The organism is Symplocastrum torsivum, from assembly GCF_059505465.1.
This window is the reverse complement of the sequence record NZ_JCACKQ010000129.1, coordinates 12645-25039: the sequence shown is the minus strand read 5'-3', so window position 1 is coordinate 25039 and position 12395 is coordinate 12645. Positions and strand designations below refer to the sequence as shown.

9 protein-coding genes are annotated in these 12395 nt (G+C 44.3%); all 9 read right to left on the bottom strand.

The features are described from left to right. Positions 1 to 36 precede the first annotated feature (36 nt). The gene (locus tag AC5JL3_RS32290) at positions 37 to 1152 is read right to left on the bottom strand and encodes a polysaccharide pyruvyl transferase family protein (protein WP_496078350.1); all 1116 of its coding nucleotides are present in this window, start codon (positions 1150 to 1152) and stop codon (positions 37 to 39) included. Between the two features lie 193 nt (positions 1153 to 1345). Next, positions 1346 to 2593: a lipopolysaccharide biosynthesis protein gene (locus tag AC5JL3_RS32285; RefSeq protein ID WP_496078349.1), complete on the bottom strand. Its 1248-nt coding sequence runs from the start codon at positions 2591 to 2593 to the stop codon at positions 1346 to 1348. A gap of 28 nt (positions 2594 to 2621) precedes the next feature. Further along, positions 2622 to 3584, bottom strand: a complete 963-nt coding sequence (locus tag AC5JL3_RS32280; protein ID WP_496078348.1) for a glycosyltransferase family 2 protein — start codon at positions 3582 to 3584, stop codon at positions 2622 to 2624. Between the two features lie 86 nt (positions 3585 to 3670). Continuing rightward, on the bottom strand, positions 3671 to 5074 hold the full coding sequence (locus AC5JL3_RS32275) for a glycosyltransferase family 4 protein (protein ID WP_496078347.1): 1404 nt from the start codon (positions 5072 to 5074) through the stop codon (positions 3671 to 3673). Between the two features lie 153 nt (positions 5075 to 5227). Next, positions 5228 to 6199 (bottom strand): glycosyltransferase family 2 protein, encoded by a 972-nt coding sequence (locus AC5JL3_RS32270; protein WP_496078346.1) that lies wholly within the window; start codon positions 6197 to 6199, stop codon positions 5228 to 5230. Between the two features lie 72 nt (positions 6200 to 6271). Next, positions 6272 to 6871, bottom strand: a complete 600-nt coding sequence (locus tag AC5JL3_RS32265; RefSeq protein ID WP_496078345.1) for a serine O-acetyltransferase — start codon at positions 6869 to 6871, stop codon at positions 6272 to 6274. A gap of 127 nt (positions 6872 to 6998) precedes the next feature. After that, on the bottom strand, positions 6999 to 8453 hold the full coding sequence (locus tag AC5JL3_RS32260; RefSeq protein WP_496078344.1) for an O-antigen ligase family protein: 1455 nt from the start codon (positions 8451 to 8453) through the stop codon (positions 6999 to 7001). 29 nt (positions 8454 to 8482) lie between these two features. After that, positions 8483 to 10651 carry a GumC family protein gene (locus tag AC5JL3_RS32255; protein ID WP_496078343.1) on the bottom strand — a complete coding sequence of 723 codons (2169 nt, stop codon included), beginning with the start codon at positions 10649 to 10651 and terminating at the stop codon, positions 8483 to 8485. Positions 10652 to 10916: 265 nt separating this feature from the next. After that, positions 10917 to 12107, bottom strand: coding sequence for a glycosyltransferase family 4 protein (locus tag AC5JL3_RS32250; protein ID WP_496078342.1), 1191 nt, complete (start codon positions 12105 to 12107; stop codon positions 10917 to 10919). Between the last annotated feature and the right edge of the window lie 288 nt (positions 12108 to 12395).

Here is a 12395-nt window from a genome sequence, read left to right as displayed (position 1 = left end):
GTGCTAATGATTCCGTGAAAAATCAGAGAATATCGGCTACTGAGCTGAAAAAGACTTCAAGAGTTCTTGTGCAGCAGATGGAACTTGCAAAGGATCTTTAACAAATCTACAAAATGGAATTGAGTAAGTCCAAGTTTGATAAAAGCCCTCATTCTTATAGTAAGAATTAGGTAAAAATACATGAGGAATATTCATGAGAGTACAGAGAATATGTCCATGTAATCGATTGGTGATTATTAGACGATGTGGCTTAAATTGATAAACGCCATTATGCATATAACTCCATGATTCCCGATGTATAGAAGGGTTGTAAATTGTATTAAATTTAGTGGAATATGAATGGGAATTTTTCCAAATCTGTCGGGAGATCCATTCTCTAGGAATAACTTTCCCTTGTCTCAAGCCTTCCAAAATCCTAGCTAGACGCCACATTTTTACGGCATTTTTATAGTAATGACTTTGGTATTTAGAAGAACTCCAGTCTTCTATAACTAAATCAGACAAATTAATAGAATCACGAGAGAAGGCTTGATTTAACTCTGCGTCTTCTCTACAGTGGTAGAGGACAGACTTTCCTCTGTCCTGCTTGAATGACAATCCAGGAATATTTACTAACTGAAAAGCCATATCTGGCGCTTTGATTACTTGGCAGTTATGAAAGTGGTCTTGAGCAATTTCATAGCTGTAGTTATCGCGAACAAATATAGTCAAATTAGGATGGGAGTTAAAAATATTTGCCGTTTCCAGCAAATTAGCTTGATTAGCGAAATAAATACTCTGTGGTAAAATAATAATTGGACGATCTTTGTACTTAGAAATAATCTGTTCTCGGAAGTTTTGAAATTTAGGCCAAAGATCGCCCAAATTACCACCACCATGCAGTAAAATAGGACTTTTACCGACTTGTTTCTCCATTTCTGATGCAGAGAAATTTTCAACACTTGAAGCATAGTTGATTTGTGTTTTTAGAACATCAGTTAAGTAAAAGACTTCACCTAACCAGATAAGATGATCGCCAATATTGGGATGATCTGGATGATCCAATAGGGCACACTGTTCCAAGTTATTCAGCACTTCTAAAGATTTGTGTAAAGTTGCTTTTATTTTTTCTGGCTCTGATTGGTTCATCATTTTTATTTCTTTATCTGACATAATTTACCTTCCTTGGTTGAATACAAAAACCGTCTATTGCCCCTTTTATGCAAATGTTCTTAAAGAACATTTTTCTACTCTCTTCCCCCTATCCTCATAGGGAATCATAAGCCCCACAACTGCCAAGAGAAATCTTTTAGTCTCCCGCTCCCACTCTGTCCGTCTTCCCTGCATCCTATGAACGAAAGAGACATTATTTTTTTGCTAAGGCATATTTAATAGCCCAGATATGATAAATAGGTGTCAGTCCTTGACAAATGAGGACTGATACCGCTACCCAAAAGATTCCCCACTTCACACTAGCTAATACGAAAAGCCCGAAGATCATAGTGTAAGTTAAAATCCAGTAAAGATTGATATGGGTTTTACCCACAGCGTTCAGCAGTACGTAAGTAGCATTACCAACGGGAAGCGGCAGAGCAGAGAGACAGATCACTACAAGGATTGGAATTGCTGTCACCCACTTTTGCCCGAAAACAATTGGTACATAGAACGGTGCTAAACTTGCCTGTAGCAGAATAAGTGGGATTGCAATCAGGGAAGTCTTTTTAAGAGTACTAAAAAATCGTTCCCTAAGCTGGTTGGTATTACTACGTACTTCACAAAGATAAGGAAATAAAGCTGAAGTAAATGTATTTATAACATTCAGACTGATTCCTAATCCAGCATTAAAAGCGAAATAGTATACTCCTAGTGCATCAATTCCTAGGAACTTTCCAACTATTAAGTAATCTATGTTCGCTCTTAACTTTCCTACTAGCTCAATAGCGAGTAAATTGCCTCCAAATGTAGTAACTTCTTGCCACATATCAAGACTGAAAGTTTTAGGAGGTCGCCAAGAATGATTCATCCAACTGATTACAATCCAAACGGGAGTTGTGAAAACCATAGCAAAAACTATTGCCCAAACGCCCATGTCTAGAACTGCCAGAATTATAATGATAGTATTGCTGAAAAATGACTGTGTTGCATTGCAAATAGCCGTAACTTTTAGTCGATTTTCCCGCTCTAATAAGGCAGTGTTAACTAGGAAAAGCGGAATCATTAAGTACGTTAAAGCAGCAGTACAAAGAGGCAAAATAAGTTGTGTGTTCTTATAGAAATGAGCGATAGGAAAGGCAGCAATACACTGAATAATAAAAATTGCTACACATAGAATCCAATTCAGCCAATAAGCTGTGTTAGCAATAGCTTTGACATTCTCTTCGTCAGCCTGAACAATTTTTGCCCCAATTCCACCTCTAAGGGTGAAAACATTGGCAAATTCAAAGGTGATATAAATAACAGCCATTAGCCCGTAGTCTTCGCTGCTGAACATACGAGCAAGCGTAACCGTTGTTGCCAAGCGAAAGACACGATTGGCTAACTCCGCTCCGCCTAACCAACCAACATTACGAATAAAGGGGTTGGACAGTAATGATTTTAACTTGCTAACTAGCATTGAAATTAAAGTTATAGAGTATAGAGTACTAGATGCCAGTAGCTAGCCTTAGTTGGCGGCGTAGAGTACGAGTTAATTCCCGTAGATTGGCGTAGCCGCCAGGTCCAAACCAGCGAGTTATTGCTATTGCTAAACTGAGGCGTAAATAGATGGGTGTATAGCGTATTTGAGGATAGTGTAAAACCGCTTGATGACGGTAATCCATCGCTTCTCTATAGTTCATGTCACTCTCTAGAGAACCCCAAGCAGCAAAAAGATTCATCCAGCCGTAAGTTTGATTCCTTAGATACAAAAGTTCTAGAGGAACGGATTGAAAAGTTTTCTCGATAACCTGGCGTAACTCCTGAAGCGTCTTGTTCTGATTTTTGCTCATGCTACTAGAATGACGCCGATAGAGTGTTAGAGGTTCTTTAACTGCTGCAAAAGGATAGCGAGCAGCAATGCGAACCCACATATCTCGGTCTGCACAATAGCTTAAATTTTGATCAAATCCTCCAACTGTCTCAAAGCAACTACGGCGAACCATTGCTGAACTACAGTTGGACATCATGTCTTGCACAAGAAGCTGCTCCCAAACATTGCCTTCAGCATGGGAAGCAACTAACACCTCTGTAGGCTCACCCTTTTCAGTAACTAAGATTGTCCAAGTGTAAACTAGACCGACTTCAGGTTTTTCCTCCAGGCGGCAAACTTGCTTTTCTAGCTTGGTTGAATCCCAAAGATCGTCGGCATCTAGAAATGCCACATATTCACCTTGTGCTTGAGCAATGCCAGTATTGCGAGCTACACAAACCCCCTGATTGGGCTGTGAAATCAGTTTGACTCGTGGATCTGTTACTTGAGTTGCCCATTGCTCGATGTGATCTTTGCTGCCGTCATTAATGATGAGTACTTCAAAATCTGTGAATGTTTGCTTAAGAACACTCTCCACTGTCTCTGGCAGGTAAGCCATGGCATTGTAAGCCGGGATGATGACAGAAACTTTTGGCATACTGAAACTCCTTTAACACCAACAATCAGTTCCAAAATTTATTACACAAAAGCCATCTGTTATGGAAGGAGGATGAGCAAGGCTCATCAACTATTTTGCTGTCTTAGAAGAAAGTCACGTAGCTGAGAACCAACAGCTTCAGGAGAAAAGTATTCCTCTATTCGGCGGCGAGCGCGTTTGCTCAGTTCCTGACGCCAAGGTTCATCGTCCAGTACACGCTTCAGCGCTAATGCCAACGCAGTGCTATCTTCCCGTGGTACAACTAGTCCGCCAGAAAATTCACCATTCTCCAGAATGTCAGGTACACCAGGTGCATCTGCTGCGACAACTGGTAAACCACTAGCCATTGCCTCAATCGGCGCAATTGGAAAACCTTCCTGACGCGAAGGGAGCGTATAAACATCAGCCGCAGAGAGATGCTGTTGAATAATAGTGCGATCGCTAACAAACTGATTGCGCCACATAACTCCCCGTAGCTGCATATCTGCGATACGCTGGCTCAACGTATCTGCATCGGGACCACTTCCCAAAAGTAGAAGTCGTAAGTCAGTATCGGGGCGATCGCGGCAAATCTGATCCCAAGCATCCAGCAGAATATCTAATCCCTTGCGATGCATATCGATCCGCCCGTGATAAACCACGACTTGGGCATCTTGGGGAATGCCAAGAGCTGCTCTAGCTTGGTTTCGCTCAAAAGTAGGCCAATCTGCCACATCCAATGGGTTGAAAATGCGGGCGATTTTGTTGTCAGGCACTCCATAACAACTCTGTACCCGCCCAATCTCAGTCTGGGGTCCAATAATTAGACCAGTACAACCCCAAAATGCCAGTCGTCGAAACGGATATTCAAGCCAGCTATGGATTTCATCCCCTCCCTGAAACGTTGCAAAGACTGGCAAACCTGTAAGCCGTCCCAAAAGCACAGAAGTATCAAAGCGAGGATACTCATATTCCTGACATAGTATAGCGCTACAGCCTTCACGCTTTAGCTCTTGAGCAAGCAGTCCTAAGGGTGTAGCTTGATAAGAGCCTACACTTTGAGCCAAATTTTTCAATCCTGTGAGCAGGGAACGGCGAGTAGGACTGGCGTCGGAAATATCTTTAAATGACTGGTCTTTGCTGCCACCATACAAACTGAGTGCTCTACGCCGTAAAGCACGGTAAGCCAAATAACTTTTGGAGGCAGGTATTACACAGATTGTGGAACCAGTTGGTACATGTTTGAACCGTGAGGGTTCACTCACTCTCGCTGAAATGCAGAAGATGACTGTGCGAACACCCACTCGCTGTAGAGCTTGGGTGTAGCCATACATCCAATTGGCAGTAAATTCATTACAAAAAGTTTCTAAAGACCAATTGATGTGATCCAAAAAATCATCAATCAGGTCCATACAATGCAGGAGTGCAACTGTTGGCTCAGCCTGGGGAGGTTGGAGCTGATGTTCCTGCTTATTTGAATTGCGCTGTTCGGTAAGTTGATAGTCCAGCATGAATTGAGTTCTTACAATTGAACAATTATTAGTCGCTAAGTTGTTGAGAAGAAGTCGATGTAAGCGAATAGATCTATGAGAATTTGTAATTGACGCATCGGTACTAAATTCCTCCAACCTCTAAATAAGTTGGTTGAGCAGCCTCAAACTTATCTAGGCAGAAGATAATTTGGCAAATTTCAACATCTGGCGGCGTAGAGCGTGAATGACTGCTAGTGCTTTTCCATAACCCTCAGTTCCAAAGCATTGCACCAGAACAATCGCCGCACTCAGAGATAGATAGTCGCGGGAGAAGCGCAGTTTAGGGTAGTGAGCCATGGCTTGCTGGCAAAAATGAATCGCTTGTTGAGAGTTCCGATCTCGACTCTGTAGAGCTTTCCAGGCAAGACAAAGATAGGCATAGCCGTAGCTGCGCTGCTTTAGGTGCAGAAATTCCGGTGGTGCCGAGCAGAATGCTTTTTCAATCACTATTTGAAAAGCCTGCTCCATTACCTGACAATTCTTCGACATGCTATTAGGTAACTGCCGATAATAAGCAAGCGGTTCTCTAATGACCGCAAAGGGATAATAGACTGCGATTCTAAGCCACATATCCCAGTCTTCAATTGAGCGCAAGGTACGATCGAATTCACCGACCCGCTCGAAACAACAGCGACGCACCATTACCGAGGGACAAGCAATAACATTGCGCTCAACCAGTTGCGTCCACACCTTGCCTGCTGCATCAGAAGTCATCACTCTGCCTGTAGACTGGCTTTGCTCATCCACCAAAAGCATCCAAGTATGGACTAAGCCTACTTCCGGATTATCTTCCAGACAGCGTACTTGTTTTTCTAATTTGGTCGCCTCCCAGAGATCGTCCGCGTCCAAGAATGCTATATATTCCCCTTGAGCTTGAGCGATGCCTGTATTGCGTGCCCCAGGCAACCCCTGGTTTTCTTGCGAAATCAATTTAACACGCGGATCAACTAGCCCAGAAGCCCATTGCTTAATATGATCCGAGCTACCATCATCAACGATTAGCACTTCAAAGTCAGTAAAGGTTTGCCTTAGAGCGCTCTCCACTGTTTCTGGGAGATAGGTCATGGCATTATAGGCTGGAATAACAACAGAAACCTTCGGCATTTTTAGTCTTACCTAATACTTGGGCTAATAGCAATTTCTGACTGATAGGTACGCAATGGCTGCAACTTAGTGTTAAAGATTATCTACTTTTGATTTACTTGATACTGAAGCTAGACCCAAGATCTTTAATTCTTCCTTATAGATAGAAGATGAATCCATGCTTGCTGTACGAATGACTCGTGCTGGATTTCCAACAACTACAGCCCCTTCAGGAACATCTTTAACAACAACAGAACCAGCTCCAATAACAGCATTGTTACCAACTGTAATTGAACCAATAATCACAACGTTTGCCCCAATATCTACATTATCCCCAATTTTTGGTGAAGCGCTGTATGAACCGTCTTGTAGTCTTTTGTTGCCAATAGTTGTGGAATTTCTCAAAATGCAATTACCGCCAATTATGGTTTCATGATTAACAACCAAACCCTGACCATGTTGAAGCTTTAAATTGGGTCCAGCTTGGGTATCCCAAGGCAATTCGATACCTAATACCCACTCTACTACTATTTGATAGAAGAAACGATAAAGAATGAAAATCCAAATAAAAATACTTGGTAAAGTTTTGAGAGATTGTGCAAAACGAAACATCAATAATATCAAGCGAGACTTAAAGCTAGTATCTTTATTAATTTGCCAATCTTGCAAAATGTAATTGATAAAGTTAATCATTTTTATACTTCCTCTCTGATTTCAATACTTACTCAGCCCAATACATTCATTGGGAAAGGTTAGTTCTCAACATCGACTACTTATTCATGACCGAAGCGGCAACTCATGGAACGCTCCGTCACGGCTCTCATCGTGGGTTGTTGAGCACAGAATTTTCCACCGTTTGCGGCTCGTTCCAGTTCCAACCAGCTACCGAAAACAGAGTCCACCAGTAGAAAAAGAGAGTGGTATGACTCCAGATGTTTTCGGTAATCATCCCCACAGGAATAGCCAGAAGAATCGCCAACAGAACCAAACACAGCTCGCGCTGTCCACTGCCGGGAGGTGCCTGCCGAAATAATCGGATAAGGTGTACAGCCTGAGCACCGAGAAAGAGCAAAAAAGTTACTAGCCCCACAATTCCTCCTTCTACCAAAGCACGGACGTAATCATTATGGGCATAAAGTCCATTGGCACTTACCTGGGCGCTTATCCCCAGACCGTAACCGAGGATGGGAAAGTGTTGCCATTGTTGTAGTAGGTCAGTCCACTGAGCAATCCGCCAGTTGAAACTGTTGCCATCTCCTTTTGAAAGCAAAATGGCACGCCATATATCGATGTCCGGGTTACCAAGTGGTGTTTCAGCAATCGAGCCTAGGCGTTCCTGACCAAACTCCGTACTGCCAAACAGGAATATAACTATGGCAAACAGAAGTATTCCACCAATCAAATTGATCGGACTCAATGTTGGAGCTATTAAAACCACAATAAAGGTGGCAAGCATCATCAAACCAAATAGAGATTTGGTACTCACATATAAAAATGCAAGTAAGCCTAGCAAAATGAGCCAGAGCCAGCGTTGCTTTGACTGGTTTAGCCTCCAATAGGTCAAGCCCATAAACATCAATAGAAAAGTAACAAAGGTATTAGGGTGACCGAGTGTCCCTCTGATTCGAGATGATCCTTCAGCTCCTGAGCCGGAGAAATCTCCTGCAGCAGGGGCGAACATGGGAGGTAAGAGCGAAGGCACGACCATCTGCAACAACGCTAATGCAATTGGTAAGACGAGAGCCCAGAACAGCGTATAAACAACGTTCTTAGGTGAGATTCGACCTTTGAGCTGCATCACCAGCAAGTAGCTCATTAGCCACGAAAAAATACGAACCCATTCACGGATGCTGTCTGGCAAAACCGAACCATCCAGCCCCAAACCTCCCAGAGGCAAGAGTATTACCCATAAGCCTTGTAGTAATACCCAGCCAGCAAAGAACCACCAGAATCCATCAGTACGTACTCTATGACCTGTCAGTAACATAACAGTTACATAAAGCAAAGTCAGAGCATCCAGTCCAAGGGCGAACGCAGCTGGTAGCTGTTGAGCGGAGAAAATATCCAGAGAGCTACGCAGGATTAATAGTCCCAGTACGGCTTGTTCAAAGCTGGTAAAGAAATAGACAACCGCCGCTACCGCGACTACAGCTAAGACGGGTAACAAGGGCTTACTACCGGCGAGTAACCCGACAACTAGACCAACCCCCACACCTGCCACTCCAACCCAAAGCGACAAACGAGAGGAACGACTTTTGGGGTCATTAGTTAGCATTGTCTTAAAGCCTTCAATAAAACAGACATCTAACGTCTTGCAGAATTGTTAACAGGACTTCCCAGATGGGTAAAATACTTCAGGGGCTTGGATACGGGTTGGTAACCTTTAACGGGATCGCGGTAGTGCTTTTGGAAACGATTCGTCATCCCATTAACAACGACCCCCAGTATAGGTACGCCATTCCCTGTCAATTCTGATACTGTCTGAAGCAGCGTCTCTTTTGGCGTGAAGTTGGGACGTATAATCATCACTAAACTGTCGCTATAGTGACTTAACGTATTTGCATCTGCACAACTGCTAACTGGTGGAGTGTCTACGATGACCAGATCGTAATGATTTGCTGCTTCTTCCAGAAGAGACTTCATGGACGGTGACTCCAACAATGATGCAGGGCGATCGCACAGTTCACCACAGGTCAATATCGAAAGATTGTCGATGCCTGTCGGTTGCACGGCATGAAGAAGAGTTATTTCTTTGTCAATTACATCTGTAAGACCGGGTTCTTTGGGTAAGCCCAACAAGCTGTGCTGCCTAGGTCGATGCAAGTCTGCATCAATAATTAACGTCCGCCGAGACAACATGGCTGACACGGCAGCTAAGTGCGAAACGACCAGTGACTTACCTTCTCCAGAGACAGTACTGCTGACAACAATAAGCCGCAACTTATCTTGAGTGCGAAAATTCAGCGTCTTGAGGAGTCGGCGGTACGGTTCAACCAACCCAACATTATCCAGAAATTGTTCAGGTTGCTCAAGGTTGAGCGCAGTTGCAGGGATGTCAGGCAATACTCCCAGCTTTGGCAGTTTCAGCAGTTCCTCCACTTCGGAGTCATCACGCAACTTGTTATCCATCACCTCTAGAAGCAGGATAATACCAACGGCTAAGATGCTTCCAAATGCGATCGCAACCACCAGCACGACTTTACTATTTGGTCCAGCAGGTGACGAGGGGGGTTGAGCCTGCTCAATAACTCGGACATTACTAACCAGTTGGGCTTCAGCAATCCGCGCTTCCTCCAGTTTGCTTTGTAGCAACTTCAAAGAGGCGGCAGTTTCTTCTCGTTGACGGACTAATGCACTAAGCGGTTGTTGCTTGAGTGGTAATTGAGCAAGGCGTTGCTGGAGCTGGGTTCGATCAGCTCGCAAAACTCCTAGCTTTTCTTCAAGTGCCGAGCGTTCAGTTTCAGCAGCAATATATTGAGAGGTGAGAGTCTGGCTCAACTCATCAGACGCTATATTCGCGGGAGGGACGGTTTGATTGCTGGGCAACACACGAGAAACTTTGTCATTGTATAGAGTCCGCAGAGAATCTCGCTCGTTAAGTAGCGATATGACGGCTGGATTATTCTCTGTAAAGCGTGAACGAGTGTTGCTCAACTTTGCATCCAACTCTGAGAGCTTAGCCCGTAACTCCTTAAGTTCTTCATCTTGACCAATGCGTCCAGCAACATAAGCATTCTGCGCCGTACTATTGTCTGTTACTCGCTGAAGTTCATTGACCCGTGCTTTTGTCTCTTGAAGTTGGGCAGACAGAACACGCTCTTGGTCTTCTAGCGTGGCTAAACTCTCCACTAAGCTTACCGTTTGCTCCTCAAAAGAGATAATGCCACTGGCTTGCCTGTATCTATTTTCAGTAGCTTCAGCCGCTTCAACCTCTGTACGCTTTTTAGGTACCTCACTCTCCAAAAATTCCCGCACGGCTTTAGCCTCAGAACGGATTGCTTGAGTACTCTCGTCAACCATCACTTCTGAAACGGCATTAAGTAACTTTGTTGCCAATACAGGGTCTTTACCTTGATAGCTCAGTTCAAGAATATTCGTAGCAGGAACAATTTTTACTTTCAAACCCTCACCAAGCTCTTCCATTGCTTGTTTGCCCTGTGGACTCTCTGCGCCTTGTGGAAAAACTTTGTTAACAGCTCCCTTGAGAACACGTTGCGATCGCACGAGTTCTGCTTGATTAGCGATTGGACTGGGACCCCCTGGTGTCCCAGAAGACACTTGGCTGAGGTCACGACCCAATTCGGAAACACTCACCTTTTTATCGTCAAGCATTAGCCGTGCTGTCACTTGGTACACAGGTGGGGCGACGGACAGATAGGCAATTGATGCCCCAATTACGGAAGCAAAGGTAGCTAGGGCGGGCCAACGATGCCGCTTCAAGACTGATGGTAAGGATGAAATGCTTTTGCCCATTGGATATACTTCTCTTGCTTAGGGAGGCAACATAGAGGCTTTACTGAAACATGGAATGAATAGTTAAGGTACAGGCAAGATACCTGTCTTAGCATCTGGACTAAATCATCCCTTTATTCAACAACGCCCCTTTAATCTAGAAGGTTCCCTCCTCTACTTACTCTTGATTGAGGATAAACATGAGTGACATCCTTCAGACCGCATCGCCAAGTTTCAGTTGCTTACCAACTGCTACAGTGGTCTGCACAGTACCTGCACTTGAAGTCTATTTTCTTCCAAAAATTTCAGTAGGTCTGCTTGAAATATTGTTCGACGTACTGAGCGAAGTAGACGAGTTGGTGAGTGTTGTATAGAGTTTCAAGTTTTCAGCAGTAATATGATCCCAGTTGTAGTAAGTCTTGACATACTTTTGGGCACTCTGGGCCATTAGCGCAACCTCTTGAGGGTTATTGATCGCCCAGTCCAAGGAATGGACACAAGAGTCTACGTCTCCAGCTTTGAAGAGAATCCCCCGTTGTTCATTGAGCAATTGCTGATGCGGAGGAATATCGCTGGCAAGCACTGGGACACCTTCCTGCATCGCCTCCAGCATTGCCAGAGGTAGTCCCTCCAAATCAGAAGGGAGGGTAAATAATCCTGCCCCTCGGACAATCTCTGCCAGACGAGATCCCCGCAGTTCACCTGCAAATACCACGTCTGGATTCTTTGCAACCTTGTCTAATAGCTTTGAGACGTACACCTTGGTATCGCTAACGCCACCAGCAAAGACAAGTTTCCATCCATCTGGTTTAAGAGCTTCAAAGGCTTCGATAAGCAAGTCGGGACGCTTTTCAGGTACAAGTCTGCCCAGGAAGAGCATGTAGCGTCCCTGTTGCAAACCTAGCGAGGTGCCGTAAGAAAAAGTTGGATCTGACTCAGCATAGCTTGCTGGAGCGTTAGGAATGTACAGCGTCTCCCTGCCATAAGTGTTTGAAAAGTAGGATTGGAGGTCTTTTGATACTACAGTTATCCCGTCGGCAAATCGCACTGCAGCTTTCTCCCCCAGACGAATCATGCGAGTAGAAGTAGATCCCCATTTAGCACGTTGCCAGTCTAAACCTTGGCAGGTAACAACAACTTTTGCGGAGGAGGCAATTTTGGGCAACCAGGTAAATAGAGATGGACCCAAGGCATGGAAATGAACGATATCGTAACGTGTTCCACTAGAAGCGATCGCTCCGAATGCCGAGCTAAAAAAGGCATCCAACCCTCTTAAAGGCAAAGAGGGTAGGGAGATAACTCGGACACCTTGAAAGTCATGACGGTCAAGCCAGGAACAGTCCGTGTAAGAGGAGCGGGCGAACAGATCCACCGAGTGACCCTGTGCAACCATGCGGGGATAAACTTCTGCACAGTAATGCTCGATGCCTCCCTGTTTAGGGGGTAAACCTTTTACACCAATTACGGCTATTTTCATATTCCTAGGGGATATCTTCTAGAAGGTCAAGTACTAAGTGGTATCTCAGAATCAGGCACGTTAACCAGAACTGTTAGCTCACAGATGCTAATCAGTTCCACCCACCCCAATTGATAGGGAGTAGGAGTAAACGAGCTACTTCCACAACATCGTGATTCGTCTGCACAGCAACCTCGCGCAGTGTATTGCTCGTTTAGGAGTTTGGTCAAAGTTCAGTAACCCTTTTGTGTCCTGCTTTTTTGAGTTGCTCTGGTTATTTGATGAGAGAAGAGTGTTAAAAGAATTTTT

Coding starts and splice junctions, on each gene's coding strand:
- AC5JL3_RS32250 (WP_496078342.1), bottom strand. CDS start 12,107: ATGAAAATAGCCGTAATTGGTGTAAAAGGTTTACCCCCTAAACAGGGA.
- AC5JL3_RS32275 (WP_496078347.1), bottom strand. CDS start 5,074: ATGCTGGACTATCAACTTACCGAACAGCGCAATTCAAATAAGCAGGAA.
- AC5JL3_RS32265 (WP_496078345.1), bottom strand. CDS start 6,871: ATGATTAACTTTATCAATTACATTTTGCAAGATTGGCAAATTAATAAA.
- AC5JL3_RS32285 (WP_496078349.1), bottom strand. CDS start 2,593: ATGCTAGTTAGCAAGTTAAAATCATTACTGTCCAACCCCTTTATTCGT.
- AC5JL3_RS32270 (WP_496078346.1), bottom strand. CDS start 6,199: ATGCCGAAGGTTTCTGTTGTTATTCCAGCCTATAATGCCATGACCTAT.
- AC5JL3_RS32260 (WP_496078344.1), bottom strand. CDS start 8,453: ATGCTAACTAATGACCCCAAAAGTCGTTCCTCTCGTTTGTCGCTTTGG.
- AC5JL3_RS32255 (WP_496078343.1), bottom strand. CDS start 10,651: ATGGGCAAAAGCATTTCATCCTTACCATCAGTCTTGAAGCGGCATCGT.
- AC5JL3_RS32290 (WP_496078350.1), bottom strand. CDS start 1,152: ATGTCAGATAAAGAAATAAAAATGATGAACCAATCAGAGCCAGAAAAA.
- AC5JL3_RS32280 (WP_496078348.1), bottom strand. CDS start 3,584: ATGCCAAAAGTTTCTGTCATCATCCCGGCTTACAATGCCATGGCTTAC.